General features: G+C 51.8%; 15 protein-coding genes, 2 tRNA genes and 1 pseudogene. 9 read left to right on the forward strand and 9 right to left on the reverse strand.

Going from position 1 to position 16,110, the window contains the following annotated elements:
- Window positions 1-77: 77 nt before the first annotated feature.
- A complete protein-coding gene (gene ppgK, locus Q4D85_RS10400) occupies window positions 78-830 on the reverse strand; it encodes a polyphosphate--glucose phosphotransferase (protein ID WP_303200234.1) in 753 nt (250 codons plus the stop codon).
- Between the two features lie 139 nt (window positions 831-969).
- Here ppgK and Q4D85_RS10405 point away from each other — a divergent pair, with 139 nt between their 5' ends.
- Together Q4D85_RS10405 and Q4D85_RS10410 are read left to right on the forward strand one after the other, a co-directional pair.
- Window positions 970-1,968, forward strand: coding sequence for an inositol monophosphatase family protein (locus Q4D85_RS10405; RefSeq protein WP_303200237.1), 999 nt, complete (start codon window positions 970-972; stop codon window positions 1,966-1,968).
- 501 nt (window positions 1,969-2,469) lie between these two features.
- Window positions 2,470-2,763 carry a DUF4193 domain-containing protein gene (locus tag Q4D85_RS10410; RefSeq protein WP_303200239.1) on the forward strand — a complete coding sequence of 98 codons (294 nt, stop codon included), beginning with the start codon at window positions 2,470-2,472 and terminating at the stop codon, window positions 2,761-2,763.
- Window positions 2,764-2,844: 81 nt separating this feature from the next.
- Here Q4D85_RS10410 and Q4D85_RS10415 read toward each other — a convergent pair whose 3' ends face one another.
- Both Q4D85_RS10415 and Q4D85_RS10420 read right to left on the reverse strand, forming a co-directional pair.
- Window positions 2,845-3,369, reverse strand: coding sequence for a DUF3093 domain-containing protein (locus Q4D85_RS10415; protein WP_303200241.1), 525 nt, complete (start codon window positions 3,367-3,369; stop codon window positions 2,845-2,847).
- A 237-nt stretch (window positions 3,370-3,606) separates the two neighbouring features.
- Window positions 3,607-4,845, reverse strand: a pseudogene (locus Q4D85_RS10420) (low temperature requirement protein A).
- A 198-nt stretch (window positions 4,846-5,043) separates the two neighbouring features.
- On the opposite strand from Q4D85_RS10420, the gene dut reads away from it, so the two are divergent.
- From dut to dxs, 4 genes are all read left to right on the forward strand, one after another.
- Complete coding sequence (dut, locus tag Q4D85_RS10430) at window positions 5,044-5,481, forward strand: dUTP diphosphatase (RefSeq protein ID WP_303200244.1); 438 nt, start codon at window positions 5,044-5,046, stop codon at window positions 5,479-5,481.
- A 190-nt stretch (window positions 5,482-5,671) separates the two neighbouring features.
- Entirely contained in the window at window positions 5,672-6,514 is an 843-nt protein-coding gene (locus tag Q4D85_RS10435) for a DUF3710 domain-containing protein (protein ID WP_303200246.1), read from the forward strand.
- A gap of 50 nt (window positions 6,515-6,564) precedes the next feature.
- Window positions 6,565-7,809 carry a class I SAM-dependent RNA methyltransferase gene (locus tag Q4D85_RS10440; protein WP_303200247.1) on the forward strand — a complete coding sequence of 415 codons (1,245 nt, stop codon included), beginning with the start codon at window positions 6,565-6,567 and terminating at the stop codon, window positions 7,807-7,809.
- 141 nt (window positions 7,810-7,950) lie between these two features.
- Entirely contained in the window at window positions 7,951-9,861 is a 1,911-nt protein-coding gene (dxs, locus tag Q4D85_RS10445; RefSeq protein WP_303200249.1) for a 1-deoxy-D-xylulose-5-phosphate synthase, read from the forward strand.
- On the opposite strand, the gene Q4D85_RS10450 is transcribed toward dxs, so the two are convergent.
- Both Q4D85_RS10450 and Q4D85_RS10455 read right to left on the reverse strand, forming a co-directional pair.
- Window positions 9,853-11,064, reverse strand: a complete 1,212-nt coding sequence (locus Q4D85_RS10450) for an HRDC domain-containing protein (RefSeq protein WP_303200251.1) — start codon at window positions 11,062-11,064, stop codon at window positions 9,853-9,855. The genes dxs and Q4D85_RS10450 overlap by 9 nt on opposite strands.
- Window positions 11,065-11,074: 10 nt before the next feature.
- Complete coding sequence (locus Q4D85_RS10455) at window positions 11,075-11,689, reverse strand: DUF3000 domain-containing protein (RefSeq protein ID WP_303200253.1); 615 nt, start codon at window positions 11,687-11,689, stop codon at window positions 11,075-11,077.
- A gap of 242 nt (window positions 11,690-11,931) precedes the next feature.
- Here Q4D85_RS10455 and Q4D85_RS10460 point away from each other — a divergent pair, with 242 nt between their 5' ends.
- Entirely contained in the window at window positions 11,932-12,099 is a 168-nt protein-coding gene (locus Q4D85_RS10460) for a hypothetical protein (protein ID WP_303200256.1), read from the forward strand.
- Window positions 12,100-12,138: 39 nt separating this feature from the next.
- Window positions 12,139-12,843, forward strand: a complete 705-nt coding sequence (gene hemQ / locus Q4D85_RS10465) for a hydrogen peroxide-dependent heme synthase (RefSeq protein WP_303200258.1) — start codon at window positions 12,139-12,141, stop codon at window positions 12,841-12,843.
- Between the two features lie 85 nt (window positions 12,844-12,928).
- On the opposite strand, the gene msrB is transcribed toward hemQ, so the two are convergent.
- The 4 genes from msrB to Q4D85_RS10485 all read right to left on the reverse strand — a co-directional run bounded on the left by msrB (window position 12,929) and on the right by Q4D85_RS10485 (window position 15,702).
- Window positions 12,929-13,339 carry a peptide-methionine (R)-S-oxide reductase MsrB gene (gene msrB, locus Q4D85_RS10470; RefSeq protein WP_303200260.1) on the reverse strand — a complete coding sequence of 137 codons (411 nt, stop codon included), beginning with the start codon at window positions 13,337-13,339 and terminating at the stop codon, window positions 12,929-12,931.
- 25 nt (window positions 13,340-13,364) lie between these two features.
- Window positions 13,365-14,618: a glycosyltransferase family 87 protein gene (locus Q4D85_RS10475; RefSeq protein WP_303200262.1), complete on the reverse strand. Its 1,254-nt coding sequence runs from the start codon at window positions 14,616-14,618 to the stop codon at window positions 13,365-13,367.
- 172 nt (window positions 14,619-14,790) lie between these two features.
- Window positions 14,791-15,561: a pyrimidine reductase family protein gene (locus Q4D85_RS10480; protein WP_303200264.1), complete on the reverse strand. Its 771-nt coding sequence runs from the start codon at window positions 15,559-15,561 to the stop codon at window positions 14,791-14,793.
- Window positions 15,562-15,627: 66 nt separating this feature from the next.
- Window positions 15,628-15,702, reverse strand: a tRNA-Val gene (locus Q4D85_RS10485).
- Between the two features lie 255 nt (window positions 15,703-15,957).
- On the opposite strand from Q4D85_RS10485, the gene Q4D85_RS10490 reads away from it, so the two are divergent.
- A tRNA-Gly gene (locus Q4D85_RS10490) sits at window positions 15,958-16,033 on the forward strand.
- Window positions 16,034-16,110 lie beyond the last annotated feature (77 nt).

Consider the following 16,110-nt stretch of genomic DNA (forward strand, 5'->3'; position numbering starts at 1 on the left):
TTATGCCGTCAAAATATAGATTTAGTGGCGGCTGTGTGCTACGGCATGTCCAGGTTTTTTGGTGATGGGTGAAACTTCTACGGCGCCAAGTGCTTTTCGACGGCTAACGCGGCGCCGACGATTCCCGCCCGATTCCGAAGCTGAGCGGCCACGACCGGAGTTTCACAACTCAGGTGAGGAATCCACTTGTGTGACTTTCGGGAAATGCCGCCGCCAGCGATGAAAAGTTTGGGGTTGAAAAGTCGCTCGAATTCCTTCAAGACTGTGTCGACCCGGCCAGCCCATTGCTTGTAGCCGATTTCGTCGCGGTCTTTTGCCCGAGAAGAAGCAAATTCTTCCGCCTCTTTGCCATCGATGATGAGGTGACCGAGTTCAGTATTGGGGAAAAGTGTTCCGTCGACAAGCAGCGCGGAACCAATGCCGGTGCCGAATGTCAGAAGCATCACCGCACCATGGGAGGCGGCGGGGTCGCCGAAATGGACCTCAGCGAGTCCCGCTGCGTCGGCGTCGTTAAGAACGCTAACGTCGCGGTTGTTTAGGTGCTGCTGGAAAAGGTCCGCGACATTCACGCCGATCCAGCTTGGGTCGATATTTGCGGCAGAAAGCGCTGTTTGGTTCTTAATCACGCTAGGTAAGGTGATGCCTACCGGGCCATCCCAGTCGGCTTGGTTGAGGATTTCGGCGCAGGTTTCTGCGACTGCCTGCGGGGTTGCTGGTTTGGGAGTAAGAATCTTTATCCGATCACCAATGAATTCCCCGGTTTCTAAGTCCACCCGGGCGCCTTTGATTCCGGAGCCACCAACATCAATTCCAAATCCAATTTTTGCCATGTGATTAGTGTACTTAAAACTTCCGGAAAATACGTTTTGGCAATCGTCGAAAAGTATGTTGGCATCTGTGTGACAATGGCGACAAAATAAAGCCAGTATTTTCAGTTTTTATTTCTGGACTCGGAGTAACCTAACAAAGGTGTCTCGATACCCATGGCAACCTTCACTACTGACCGATGAATCACGCGGTTTCACACCGCCAACTCAGTGCGAGTCTTTTGACTACAATTTCTCTGCGGTTTATTCGCAACTTACAAACGAACACATTGGTGAGGTCGATCGTCGCGAACTTTTGAGCGTTCTATTCGAGACGCTAACGAATGCTGCTTCAACGATTGCTCGGGAGCGCAAAGCCATTGTGGAAACGGGTACTTTCGCCGACGTTACCCGAACCAAAAGTAGCCAAGAAGATCCAGTAACTATTGTGGATACTGCGGCTGAGAAAACTATTGCGGCAACCCTGAAGAAGCTTCGACCACACGATGGCCTCATCGGGGAAGAAGGAAGCGATAATCCCGGCACAAGTTCTGTTGTGTGGATCGCAGACCCCATCGATGGAACAGTGAACTTCATCTACGGGCATCCGCAATACGCGGTGTCACTTGCTGGCGTAGTGGCGGGCACGATCACTGTTGGTGGTGTCCTGAACGTCGTGACCGGCCAGTTATGGTGTGCTGTTTCCGGAGAAGGGGCATGGAGCGTTTGGCCGAATGCTGCTGGCGGACAAATAACCCGCTTGGGTTGCTCTGGTGGGGGCACATTGGGGCTTGCGTTAGTGGCAACCGGATTCTCTTATTCCGCAGATTGGCGGAAACAACAGGCCGATTTTCTGCACACAGTTTTGCCGCAAGTCCGCGACATTCGGCGGCGGGGAAGTGCTGCGTTGGATTTGTGTGCTGTCGCCGAGGGATTGGTTGACGGCTATTATGAGCACGGAATTAACGCGTGGGATTTTGCAGCCGGTGCGCTCATCGCTGCTGAAGCAGGGGCGATTGTTTCGACGCCAACGCTTAAAACGCCGGGTAGTTGCGGTGAAATTGTATGGGCTGCAGCGCCCGGTATTGGTAAAGAGTTCGCCGAGTTAATTGCCCAATTGCCCTCTGCATTAACAACAAATTCAACGATGGAAACGCGTTAATTCTGTGTAATTGAGTCTGGCGCGCGGAGGATTTGGTGCTGGGACGCTATTGAAAATTTAACGTGGTGTGAAACTCGCATTCGTAGGATTGTGTTAATGATTGTGAATGCAGCACTTTTGCTCAAGCCGGGCGATGGTGTGAACAATTAGTTGGTAAAATTACCCCCGATTAGTTTCGGGTGTCGCTACGATTTTCGCCTTTCTGTGTATAGCGGTTAATAGTTATTGAACTGCGATTATCCTGTCTTCATGTGGCGCTAAACTTTCTACTTTTTGGCGTTTTAGGCGGGGGCACCGCCCCGACACGCCAATGTGAAAAAAGCAAATGTGTGACAACAGGTGTATTTCACGTGTATAACTATCGCCAATAGCTGACAATCACTTGAATCCACAAAGGAATCATGATGGTGTTTCGCGGGGAGTTAATTCACAAATGGTAGAAAGTTTTAACTCATTACGATTCACCATCACCTTTGGTTACACCTAGAAAGCAGAAGTCACATGGCAACCGACTACGACGCGCCACGACGTCGCGCAGAGGACGACATTGAAACCGATTCCCTCGAGGGACTCAAGGCCGCAGAAAACGTGTCCAGTGGAATAGACGATGATGGTGAAATTGTGGAGCCCTTTGATCTGCCAAGCGTCGATCTCACCGGCGAAGAGCTTAACGTCACCGTCATTCCACGTCGGTCCAATGAGTTTACGTGCTCCAGCTGCTACCTGGTGCAAAATAACAGCCGGATCGATCACACTGAGGACGACGGATCGATCATCTGCAAGGATTGTGCATAAGTTCAGCAGGTAGTGCTACGTAAAAAACCGCATGTTCACATGTCAGATTTCTCTGGTTCTGGTTGAACATGCGGTTGTGTTTTATTGTAAATTCTTCGTGGCAGAAGCAGCCTGATCGGGAAGGAATGCCGCAAGCAACTGTTCCGGGTGTTTTGTGGCAATGAGCCAATACGGGGTCGGATCCGCAGGATCGTCAAGGACCAACATCACCATTTCTGGCACCCAGCCATGAGAGACGACAAAGGCAGCAGGATCTAATTGCCGTCCCATTGCATTTCGTTTAGCGGTCGCAGGTACCGCTAGCGACCGGGAGACCACAGAATCCGGCAAATTCGCTTGGCCGGTGACGAGCCACCGAGTGCCATCTGGGTCTTGTTCGACCCTAATCGTGGTATTCGACATATAGAACAACACCCAAACCGCCAGCAAGCTCAGTACCACAGCGGGAATATAAAGCCACATAACAGATCGGTTCCAGCTGAGCTGTGCAGAAATCAATGCGACGATTAAGGTTGCTAAAAGCCACCAATACCACGGCACCCACTGCCGTTCCGAATACAAAATGCGTGGTTGATTCGCCGGTTGCTGTTCCTTGTTTTCACTCACAAGACATAAGTGTACTTCACATACTTTTAGGCGCTATCTTCGCAGCAACGGTCCCCGCCGTTTCCCACAAAACGATGAGATGATACCGAACGAGAAACCTAAACAGCACCAACCTATGGTGGGGTCATCGCCAGATAACTGCGGCGTCCACTCGGACCGTGGAACTGCCGATCTCCACGCCCAACAACTCCACCCGGTTGAAGCGCACCGTTTGAACCGAATCAGCAGATCGTTGAACTACGAAGCTAACCGTCGAGCGACTTTATCGGAGCCGAAAATACACAAAATCGGTGCGCAGCCAAGAATGACCAGACCCCACCCAATAGAGACGGCTTGGGAAGCACAAACGACACCGAGTGCTAAAATCGAAATACTCATTGCTGGCCATAACCATAATCGGAACACCCATTTTTGCGCCAAGAGCGAAATCATAGCGAAAAGCGCCACGATATACACCGCAGTCGGAATGGCGACACTCAAAAGAACCGAACGTTGCGATAACTGAGTCTCATGCTCGACATAAAAGCCGACTAAATGAAGACCCGCACCTACCGCAGCGATGGCCATATAAAGTAGGACATGGAGCGCAATGAATCGAACAATGCGATCCGCATGAATCCGCAGCATCGCACCATAATCGGCGTAGAAATAAGCCCACCACATCGATGCTGTCAAGGCAATACCAGAGAGCACCACCAAAGCCGATTCAAGATTCCACCCAGTTTCAGTCACCACTGCAGTCATCGCAGCGACTGTACCCACTACGCCTTCACCCAAGGCAACGATTATTAAAAGGCTGTAGCGCTCAGCTAGATGCTCCGCATGCCAACGCGGACGCCCGAACCTCCGATTAACCAGCGAAATGCCGCAAAACTCGAAGACGAGTATCGCTACCGTGACCAGCAGCGCAGGAACTACCGCAAGCTGAACGCATGCAAACGCCACCTACATCGCTTGAGCAACAACGATGACCACGATATGCCGCGCGGCAAGCTTGCGAAATTCCTGGTTACCGGCGTACACCCGACTCCATTGCCACACCAGTGCTAGCCGCATAACGACATAACCGAAGACAATGACACGGTTATCCCATAAGTAGTCGTCTATAGAAGCAAAAACATCCGGCACGCCGATTGAAAAGATAACAACACCAACCATCGTGGCGAACGCCGCTAACCGGTACAACCAATCATCAGTATCAAAGGAATTAGCAAACCAAACGAAGTAAATTCAAGCCCACACGAGCGCGAAAATGCAGAACACGAAGCCAAGCACCCCGGCAACTATGTGGCTTCCTCCTTCCGCCACATAGTGGGCAAACTGTGCTCCTACCGTGCTGAACCCCACAACAAACACCAGATCAAAAAGCAGTTCCAAGGCAGTAGCTACCCGATGTGGCTCATCCGGATCCCGATTACGCATGTGCTGTAATGTTGCCCGGGGATTAATGGCGATTTGTAGTGAGTGCGTGTCCATGGTCAAAACTTTAGCGGGTACCGAAACCCGGGAAGGTAAACCTGAGCCTTAACACAAAATGCAGTAGCGTTGGGGACGTCAACACCCTTAACATTTGTCTCCGAGCAGACAGCCACAACCAAAAAGGAGAAAAGAGTTTTGATACACAGTGCAGAAACACCACACAACGCTGATGAGATAGTCCAGCCATGTGAGTCAGTGACCACAGTTCAACTCCGACGGTTAGACCCAGAACTACCAATTCCGACTCGTGCCCATCGAGGAGACGCCGGAGTCGATTTATACTCGGCGATATCAGTCACGATTGAACCCGGCGAACGCACACTGGTTCCCACCGGGATCGCGATAGCCCTACCGCTGGGGACTGTAGGACTCATACACCCACGTTCAGGCCGAGCCTTAAAAGAAGGACTCAGCATTGTCAACACGCCTGGCACCATCGACGCGGACTATCGGGGCGAGCTAAAAATCTGTCTCATCAATCTAGATCCATTGATACCGATTGAGATTGAACGCGGCGAACGGATCGCACAACTGGTAGTGCAAAAGGTAGAACTATTCGACTTCGAAGAGGTCGAAGAATTATCTGAAACAGTACGCGGAACCGGTGGTCACGGATCTACGGGAATCAATTAAACTGCCCACAACAACGAGCACCAAAACGTCACATCGATACGTAGCGATTGCGTCGCTAGTACCGATAGGCTGCTATCCTTTTGTTGTTGTTTCGTTACAAAAATTGCCATTGCAATAACGCTGCGGAGCACACCGCAGGCATCCACAAAATCTGAAAGCTCAGATTGGTGAAAACGAAAGGGAAATAGACATGGCACTATGGCCGTTTTCCAAGAAAAAAGACAAAGAAAAAACATCAGTCGAAAAAGAAGAAGTAACCACTTACACCCAACCCGATGATGCCGCCGCACCTGAAACGGACACGATTTCAGAAGACAGCGTGCAGATCGACGATATAGCCGAACCAGGTGAAGAAACTGAACCGGTCGCAGAATCGGATCAATCAGAATCCGGCGACGTCGACGATTCAGAACCCGACCCGATACACGATGCTGTCGGTGGTGACCGCGGCCCATTCGACGGTGACACCGTGTCGATTGAGGATTTCGACTTTTCGGACTTCAGCAACGGCGTCCTCAACCTCGGGTCCATGCTGATCCCGCTGCCGCACGGTTCCGAAGTACAAGTAGAAATGGGTCCCGAAGGCCCAACCATGTTGCATGTCCTCACCGAATACGGCCGTTGCACGCCTGTTGCATTCGCCGCTCCGCGTACCGCCGGACAGTGGCGCGAGACGGTAAAAGAATTAACAGAGGGCATGCGAAACGACGGCTTAGAAGTACGCATCGAATACGGTCCATGGGGCCGCGAAATCGTCGGTTCCGCGCCGGGTGCTGGTGGGGTAGTCCGAATCATCGGAGTGGACGGTCCACGATGGATGCTGCGGATGACATTAGCGGCTCCGGTTGAGCATGCTGAGCAGATGGCTGAACTAGGCCGGGAAATCACAGCTCGTACCTTCGTTTTGCGCGGGCAGGAACCAATTCTGGCAGGTTCTTCTCTCCCCGTGGCTCTTCCTGGTCCACTTGCAGAGCAAGTACAAAAGGAAATGATCCGGCGGCAACAAGAAGCTAACGCCCAATCGGATAACTAACCGGTTTTTCGATGAAATTGTCACAGTGGTCGAGAAACTAAGAAAGTTACATGGGCGCGAAGTTGCTAAATAAAGATACGAAACTGCACGTTGGCGATGAAATAACGGTGGAGATCGCGCGTGCAGCACACGGCGGCGAGGGAATTGGGGTGATAGACGGCATCGTTGTTTTTGTCCCCGGTACGTTCATCGGTGATGTCCTGCGGTGCGAAGTAACACAGGTGAAAAAGAACTTCGCGCGGGCAACGGCCAAGGAAATCACCACGCCATCGCCGCTGCGAGTAGATAGTAGATGCCCGGCGGCCAATCTAGGCGCTGGATGTTGCGACTTTGCAACCATAGACCCCGAAGCCGAAGATGAATACAAAGCGGCAATCGTGCGCGATCAACTGAGCAGGCTTGCTCGGGGTGTAGACATACCGCCCATTCGAATCAAGGACCTGGGTTTGTCCACGCAGTGGCGCAGCCGAATGCGGCTCGGGGTAGATAGCAATGGGAATGCGGGCAGCAGGAAACTTCGGTCCAACGCCGTGGTTGCTGAACACCCCTGTTCGCAAGCTGTTCCCGGCTTATTAGATGGAATTGTCGGCCCAGGCGCTCAAAAATTTAGCCCAGGAGCTGAAGTTATCGTTGTGCTTGACGACGCAGCAAACCGCCATGTTGTGGAAGTCCGTCGGGCAGCGCGCGGTCGGCGTAGCGAAAAGATAACCAAAATTATCGAAGGGTCAGGGGAGGCATTACAGACGATCGGGGCAATCGAATTTCGGCTTCCTGCTACCGCATTTTGGCAAGCGCATATCGGGGCGCTACCCGCGTACAGCGAGATCATAAGCACAGCCCTAGCGGAAACTTGTTCCTCCCCAGGTGTGGCGTGGGACCTCTACGGTGGGGTGGGTGCTTTCGTTCCGGCGATCCAAGCGGCGTTTGGTCCACGCACTGAAATTCATTCAGTCGAGGTATCTCCTCATGCTGCTCGTGTTGGACAAAAGACATTTGATTCGACTGTCCATTTTCATACGGCTGCGGTGGAAAAAATCGTCGAAAAGCTACCACCACCGACCGCTGTCGTGCTTGACCCGCCCCGAAGCGGTGCGACGGCAACGGCAATTTCCGCGATTGCCCAGGCACAACCGCAATGTGTTGTCCACATTGGCTGCGACCCCGCAACCTTCGCCCGCGACGTAAAAATCTGGGACGATAAAGGCTATCAAGTTACTGCAATCACCATGCTCAACGCCTTTCCTGCCACCCATCACTGTGAATCAATCGCCGTGCTCGTTCCCACTAACAACTAAAGATGGATCTAGATTTTTCTTAGTAGAGGGCAACAACAGAGTAAGATGATTACAACATTTGCATTTGGCTACATCGCCTAGGCACATGAAACTCTGACCACCATTAAATTGCATCGAGAAGGGTGTACTTTTAAACCGCTTATGGGCATTCTCTCAACTATCTCAACCCCCGCAGATCTCAAAGCACTGCCGTTCGACATGTTGGAACAGCTAGCTCAAGAGGTGCGGGATTTCTTGGTGGAAAAGGTATCAGCTACCGGTGGGCACCTAGGGCCAAATCTCGGCGTTGTCGAGCTTACGATTGCTCTCCATCGAGTTTTTGATTCGCCACGAGACCCAATAATTTTCGACACTAGTCACCAATCATATGTCCATAAAATTCTCACGGGACGCGCAGACCAATTCGATACTCTGCGCCAAAAAGGCGGCTTGAGCGGCTATACCTGCCGTGCTGAAAGCGAACACGACTGGACAGAATCATCGCACGCCTCGGCTGCCCTCAGCTACGCGGATGGTTTGGCGAAAGCCTTTGAAATTAAAGGCGAAACAGACCGAACCGTGATCGCTGTTGTCGGCGATGGAGCCTTGACCGGCGGGATGTGTTGGGAAGCGCTGAATAACATCGCCGCATCTAAAAACCGAAAAGTCGTAATTGTTGTCAACGACAATGGTCGCAGCTATTCGCCAACCATCGGTGGTTTTGCCGAGAATCTCGCTAATCTGCGCATGCGAACCGGCTATGACAAAGTCATGGAACACGGCAAAACAACTCTGAAATCCTTAGGTTGGGTCGGGGAGCGGACATTTGAAGCACTCCACGCCTTCAAAGAAGGAGTAAAATCCACCGTTATCCCGACCGAAATGTTCTCGGATCTCGGCATGAAATACATCGGTCCAGTCAACGGACACCACCAACGCGCGCTTGAATCCGCCATGTCGTATGCCCGAGATTTTGACGGCCCGATCATTGTTCACGTTGTAACAGAAAAGGGACGTGGCTATGCGCCTGCCGAAAACGACACCGAAGAGTTGATGCACTCGACCGGCCAGATAAACCCGGAAACGGGCTTGCCGCTTAAGCTCTCCAACCCAGACTGGACCAGCATCTTTAGCCGCGAATTAGTCGAGGCCGGGCGAAATCGCGATGACATTGTTGCGATAACCGCAGCGATGGCCGGCCCCACCGGACTCGCAGAATTTCAGAAACATTTTCCCCACCGGTTCTTCGACGTAGGAATCGCGGAACAACACGCCTTGACCTCCGCAGCTGGTTTGGCTTTAGGCGGTTTGCACCCAGTAGTCGCAGTCTATGCCACCTTTCTCAATCGCGCTTTCGACCAATTACTCATGGATGTCGCCTTGCTGGGGCAGCCAGTGACTGTTGTCCTCGATCGGGCTGGTGTTACTGGATCTGACGGCGCAAGCCACAACGGTGTGTGGGACTTTGCCATCACCAGTGTAATTCCTGGAATCAGGGTTGCAGCCCCTCGAGATGGCGAGCAATTGGCGGAGCTTTTTCATGAAGCTATCGCTATCGACGGGCCAACGGTTGTTCGGTTCCCAAAGGGGGAGTTACCGCCGACCATCCCGGCACTTGACACGCTTTCCGACGGAGTCGAGATCCTGCATTACACAGATTCGCCGCTGGGTGAATCTGCACCTGCAGTTCTCGTTGTCGCTGTGGGCGCGATGAGTCAGCAAGGTTTAGCCGTGGCTCGAGCTCTCGAAATTGATGGCTTAAGTGTTACCGTCGTTGACCCGCGCTGGGTTGTTCCAGTAGCACCAAGTATCGTGGCTTTAGCTGCGGAGCATGACCTCGTGGTCACTATCGAGGACGGGGTGATCCATGGTGGTATAGGTGCGATGATTTCCGAAGCGCTTTCCTCTTCAATCGTTGATACCCCGGTACGTCACCTGGCTTTCCCGGAAATTTTCCCGCTGCATGCATCTCGTAGTGAGCTGCTTGCTGAAGTGGGACTGGACGAAACAGGGTGTATCTCGGCAGTACGCGAGTGGGTCGATCAGCTGTTTCCGTCTGAATCCTCACAATAAGTGATCCAGAAGCACCTGTTGACACAATTCTTGTTGCCACGGGCGTACCTGAAGTCGACGCAATGCTTTACGAAGCTCTACGTCGGAGGTTATGGGGGATTCTTGGCTGTGCCACCAAACGATTTGCTTTAAGGCAGCTGGTTGAAAAATATTCTCGACCGGGACTGCCGCTACTTCCGCGATTTCGCGAAAATCCGCACGAATATCGCGGAGAATCTGATGCGCCTCTGGATAAAGTTGTGCCCAGTAGTGCGAGGCAACCATCGTGTCGGCATCATGTGGATCTTTTATTGATGTCGGCCACGTTGCTCGCGGCGATTTCAACGCTGCACGAACGACGGCCACCCAGTGGTGCGCACTGCGATGAAGCCGCCGGGGCACGCTTGGGATTTCACACAGACTTAAAACCGTGCGAGGGGCTACCTGAGCGATAGCTATTAATGCCTTGTCGGGGAGAACAATTTGGCGGGCACGATCACGCTTTTGAGCAATATGTTCTCGGTGCATCCAAAGTGCTTGGGCAATCACGAGCTGCTTCGGGGTTTTCAGCGCTGTCAGCCCTTTAACATCCTGCCACCGAGGTGCCGACACAGGGGCGCTAGCACAGGTTGACACGATGTGAGCAAACTCTTGCTGCGCCCATTCCAGCTTCCCCTCGCACCGGAGTTTTTCATGCTGGGCGTCTGCTAATTCGATCAATAATTCCACATCAAGAGCCGCGTATGTCAGCCATGACTGGGGAAGGGGCCTTGCGGACCAGTCCTGGAAACCGTGTTCTTTCCGAAGTTCGAACCCAAGAAAGTGAGACACCATCGAGGCTAGGTTTACTCGTTCAAAGCCTAATAGTCGACCAGCGATTTCGGTATCAAATAGGCCACCAGGAAATAACTGCAGCTCAGCCAAACATGGTAAATCAGATACCGCTGCATGCATGACCCATGTTTGGTTATTAAGCACCGGTGCGCAGTGCTCAATGACAGATTGTGAATTATTCTCCGGGTCTATTAAATGTGTTCCAGACCCAGACCGCCGGATTTGAATGAGAAAAGCTCTATCGTCGTACCGGAAACCGGATGCCCGTTCCGTATCTATCGCAAATCGGCCAGAACCGTTTCTAAGCTTTTTTGCCGCAGAGTGGATTTTAGCTGGGGTGTTGGCGACAGGAGGGGTACCGTCACGGGGTGATAGTAGCGGTGCGGACATAAATGCCTCGCTAATTTATTGCAGTAATTCCTTCGGGTGGAAGTCCGGCAACATTTGCTAGAACTTTAGAAAACGCGACAACGTGCGCTGCCAGTTCGTTAGTGCTGGCAGTCCACGAAGCGCGCATTTCTAATTGATACGCGCTCGGAGGGCCGCCAATATCGCCGAAGCGGACTGACGTGGTTGAGGTTACTGTACCGCCAAGGTTGGTAAAGTCCGCTCCGCCTTCGCTGAGCCCCTCATTAAGCCATTGCCAGGCAACTTCGGGAAGCAATGGGTCTGATGCCACGGCGTGTTCCATATCGGCTTGGATATAGGCAACAAGACGCATGGAACCCTCCCAAGCGTCATCAGCTTGCGGATCATGTAAGAGAATGAGACGCCCGAAAGCATCACCCTCGGCCTCTGTCTCATTCATGGCTGAGGATTCGGGACGAGTGACTTCCAAACCGATCGCGTGGCTAAACGGTGCCAGGCGCTGAGGTGGCCGAATTGTGCCCAACGTTATTTCGCTTCGAAGCACGGCTTCATGCATTGAGTCCACTGCGCGGCAAAAGTCTGCCGGTGCGGACTCGGGGGCAGGTGTTGCGGATACCGGAGTTGGGGATACAGGGGTGTCAGTCACAAACGCAAAACTAGCGAAATATGGTTCAGTGTCGGCGACGCCACGCCGAAAGCTGAATCACAATGCCGTAACGTGGGGAAGTGCGGGGCGGGGGCAAAGATGCAGAAGCTGTGGTTACGCTGCTTTTTAGTTACGCGCTTAGTACAAGAGGCTTCAGAGTCATGGTCAGGTGCAAATGCTAGCCGGCGCGGTGACTGGGGGTGGTTCGGGGGTAAACCTACGGAATTTAACATATGCAACTTATGATCGATATCATTGGCGTTGTGGCTAAACCAAAGCTGACCGTTTTGCCTTTGAATATTAGCTCCTACGAAAAAGGTGAAATGAAAGCTGCTAGCCAAAACCATGCCTGGCGCTGGCAACTGGGCAACTGTGCGGGACGGTCGGAAATAGACGTGGATTTCCGATGAAACTACGACGTAAGCCTGTAAGAAAGGACTTAGCTGACAATGGCTGAGAAACTTAACTTTGAAGCCCTCAATAAGATGCAACAATACGCTCAGTGGGTAGTATTCCGAGCAATTCCTGGGGCTTTGGGAACTGAACGTGATGAGATAACCGCGCAAGCGGCTGAATTCTTTCACACGGTGGAAGAGTCGGGCGGTGTTATAATCCGGGGGATCTACGATCTTGCGGGTTGCCGCGCAGACGCTGATTTTATGATCTGGTGGCACGCAGAAGAATTCTCCCAATTGCAAGACGCCCTTAGCGCTTTTCGACGAGACACGGCGCTTGGCCAGCTGGTAGAAATAGCGTGGATCGGAAATGGCCTGCACCGACCCAGCGAGTTCAACAAATCTCACCTGCCCAGCTTCATTATGGGGGAGACCCCTGGCGACTGGATTACGGTATATCCATTTGTTCGTTCCTACGACTGGTACGTCATGGATCCAACCGAGCGACGTCGAATCCTTGCCGAACACGGCATGGCGGCACGGGATTATCCTGACGTTCGCGCAAACACCGTTCCAGCATTCGCTCTTGGTGATTATGAATGGTTGTTGGCCTTTGAAGCGCCAGAACTTCACCGAATTGTCGATCTGATGCACACGATGCGTTACACCGACGCTAGGTTGCACGTTCGGGAAGAAATCCCATTTTTCACCGGTCGGCGAGTCTCGTCAATCGCTGATGTTATTCGGGTGTTGCCTTAGCCAAACGCATAAAAATAGATTGATAGATGGGCTCGGTTTTTATGGCTGAGCCCATCTATTGTGGTGTTAAAAAGAAGAGGATCTGTTAACTGATCGGCTTTTCCTCCAAAGTGAGGCAAATGGAATTGATGCAGTAGCGCAGATCTGTGGGGGTATCGTAGCCTTCGCCCGCGAAAACGTGCCCTAAATGAGACTCGCAGGTAGCGCAGATTACTTCGGTACGGACCATGCCGTGGGAACGGTCCTCGCGTTCTACGACTGCATCTCCGGCCAGTGGTGAAAAGAACGACGGCCATCCGCAATGAGAATCGAATTTTTCAGTCGATCGGAATAGCTCACTGCCACATGCACGGCAGGAATACACTCCCTCCGTGGTGGTTTTGGTGTATTCGCCTACATGCGGTGCTTCGGTTCCTGCTTGTCGTAAAACCCGAAATTCCTCATCCGTCAATCGCTCGCGCCATTGATCGTCGCTAATGAATTTAAAATCAACCATAGGGCTATCTTAAACGACAGCTTGTTTATAGCTGAATTGGGGTTTTTGAACGTCGAAAAGCGGCGACAGAAAACGCCGTTACCGCGGCAATAATAATTGCCCAGCCAATCGTCGCTTGGAAGGTATTAAACCACCTGCCCCATATTGAAAAGTAAACCGATACCCAATCAAGCGGCGACAAACATAAAATGGTGCCTATCCATCCGGCAGCTGAATGCATGGGTGACCGATCCTTGAACACGGTGAACAGTAGTGGAAAGAGCATCATGGAATAATACATTTGCCCTAAGGACGATAGTAAGAACGCGCCAGCTAACAACACGCCGGATGTGGCGGAAACCCACAGCAACGGATCGCTATTACGAAGCCGAAGTAAGAAAAACACCGCAATGATAACTGCAGCTGCAAATAGCGCGAAAACCAGATTTTTCACCCATGGATTTAGTCCGAAATATACCGCTAACCCGGGAAATGAGCTGTTAGCGTAGTCGCGAACCTCGCCCAGGTAGGGAACTGTTCGGTGAAGGTAATCCGAGGCGCCGGGAATAACCGGCCATGCAAGAACGTTGACGATAATGGGAATGCCGATCGCAGCAGAAAAAGTTTGCCAGTAAAACTTTACGAATGGAATCAGAAGCAAAGGAGCGAAAACCGGTTTAATCAGAATCATTATCCCCAAAATTATCCCGGCGAGCCATTTTTTATCGCGCAATATTGCCCAAATGAATCCGCATAATGCGCATAATAAGATCCCATTGATATTGGCAAAAACCAAAGTATTAATAACGGCTTCCGTGCAAAAAGCTATAACGATAACTGCGGGGAAAACCACACTGTTAAGCGCATGGCCAAATAGGCGCGTGAGTATTGCTAAGCCGCCAATTATGAAGAGCGCATTAATGACGATAAATCCGATTCTGGCGATAGTCGGATCCTCGACCAATCCCAACGGAGAGAGAATTAATGTTGCGCCGGGGTTATATAAATAATGAGGATCGACGAAATGATACGTCTCGTTATAGACCGATTCGCCGCTTAGGAACCTTCTCAGGGCTTGATAGACCGTAGTGAAGTCATCGGTTTTGCTCCCGTTGCCCGCCAAGATAAACACCCGATGAGTTATTAAAAATATCGCTAACGGCCATAATGCAAGCCTGCCAATTGCCTGTAACCGGGCTGCCTTGCCGGTGTGGTCTATGCTCTCAGCCTGGTTGTGCCCAGTATCAGAAGAAGGCTGCTGTGGTAGTGGCTCCGCCCACATTGTTTGCAGTTTGGTCATCGAGAAAGTGTTCACTCTCTTAGGTTAGCGTGGCTCAAAGTTAATGCGGGCATGGCTCGGAAATATTCTGTAACTTTCCGATACCTAACCTAATTGCTTCGCATCTACTCGTGATTCTCGAGAGAACGAGCCGAGGATACGTGTTGGTGTGCGCGTGGCAAGCACGTAGTTTTTACTGCTTGGGAATCTGATACCGGAGAAAGACGAAACCGTCAGTACTAGCCCCACACTGGCTTAACTCAAGGTTTATTGCCGATGGGCAGTCTGTAGTCGACAACGGAAATAGCGGTGATGTGATCGCAGTGACGCGGGGGTCAATAGTGAGATTCAGTGAGTCGACCAGACCGTTAGACAAAAATTGTGAATATATCTGCGGCCCGCCTTCCACACTGAGGTGTTTAAAACCTAGCGCGGTTAGCTCAGCGATGATCGATGTTGCATCTAAATTCGCAACCATTATGGTCGTTGCGCCGGTATCCGCGATTCGAGCGAGTGCTGAAGGATCCGCAGTAGCCGGATCGGTGATGATGATCGGGGGGATAGGGGTGTCGGTGAACAATCTGGATGTGGGATCTAATTGTGCATGTGCCGTTATTACGGCGATCGGGGCGATAGGAGATTGGCCGCGGTTTCTGCGCTCATTTTGTTCCGCCTCGGTGAAGGTGACACCGCCGTAGTTTTCCGCACGAGCGGTTGCCGCGCCGACGATAATGCAATCGGCGAGAACACGAGACTTGAGTAACAACGCGGTATCGACGTCATTTCCCAGCGCCTGACTGGAACCGTTTATTGTTGCTTGCCCATTAAGTGTCGACACGGCAATTGCTTGAACATAAAAATTCTTGGTTGTTCTTGGGCAGAAAGCTGGAAGCAGTTGGGAGATGTTGTCAGTGGATAAGGGGTCTGTAATGATGCGCGGTGACAGCTTGGGGGTGGGGAACATGGGAAATGTGGTGTGGTTTTGGTGGATAAAAAAATAACCGCAACCATCAATATGAAGGTGCGGTATTGGTGGTCCTAGCTGGGATCGAACCAGCGACCTTTCCGGTGTGAACGGAACGCTCTTCCACTGAGCCATAGGACCTGAGAAAGATAAGTCTGCAATGAAGCGTGACCGGCTTTCGTTACACAAAACTAGCACGGCTAATCGCGGAAACCTAATTTTTAGTTTCTTCTGTAACGGCGGGTGGAAATCCTTATGTCACCCAAATTACACCGATGTTGTTTCACGCCAAGTGAAAGCGCCAGAGCCTGCACGAAATCCAGTGAGATTACGTGCAGATTTGTGTTTCCTGGGTGGAAGCGGCTAATGTTTTTTCCGCACCAAAAAAGAGTGCATGCGGATGTAGCGCAGTTGGTAGCGCATCACCTTGCCAAGGTGAGGGTCGCGAGTTCGAGTCTCGTCATCCGCTCCACATTCATTTATGAATGTTGGTTGCGCGTTTAGCTCAGCGGGAGAGCGCTTCCCTGACACGGAAGAGGTCACTGGTTC

This window comes from Corynebacterium sp., assembly GCF_030532965.1.
Lineage (GTDB): Bacteria > Actinomycetota > Actinomycetes > Mycobacteriales > Mycobacteriaceae > Corynebacterium.

Coding starts and splice junctions, on each gene's coding strand:
- dxs (WP_303200249.1), top strand. CDS start 7,951: ATGGGCATTCTCTCAACTATCTCAACCCCCGCAGATCTCAAAGCACTG.
- Q4D85_RS10440 (WP_303200247.1), top strand. CDS start 6,565: ATGGGCGCGAAGTTGCTAAATAAAGATACGAAACTGCACGTTGGCGAT.
- msrB (WP_303200260.1), bottom strand. CDS start 13,339: ATGGTTGATTTTAAATTCATTAGCGACGATCAATGGCGCGAGCGATTG.
- hemQ (WP_303200258.1), top strand. CDS start 12,139: ATGGCTGAGAAACTTAACTTTGAAGCCCTCAATAAGATGCAACAATAC.
- Q4D85_RS10450 (WP_303200251.1), bottom strand. CDS start 11,064: ATGTCCGCACCGCTACTATCACCCCGTGACGGTACCCCTCCTGTCGCC.
- Q4D85_RS10480 (WP_303200264.1), bottom strand. CDS start 15,561: ATGTTCCCCACCCCCAAGCTGTCACCGCGCATCATTACAGACCCCTTA.
- ppgK (WP_303200234.1), bottom strand. CDS start 830: ATGGCAAAAATTGGATTTGGAATTGATGTTGGTGGCTCCGGAATCAAA.
- Q4D85_RS10475 (WP_303200262.1), bottom strand. CDS start 14,618: ATGACCAAACTGCAAACAATGTGGGCGGAGCCACTACCACAGCAGCCT.
- Q4D85_RS10460 (WP_303200256.1), top strand. CDS start 11,932: ATGATCGATATCATTGGCGTTGTGGCTAAACCAAAGCTGACCGTTTTG.
- Q4D85_RS10435 (WP_303200246.1), top strand. CDS start 5,672: ATGGCACTATGGCCGTTTTCCAAGAAAAAAGACAAAGAAAAAACATCA.
- Q4D85_RS10410 (WP_303200239.1), top strand. CDS start 2,470: ATGGCAACCGACTACGACGCGCCACGACGTCGCGCAGAGGACGACATT.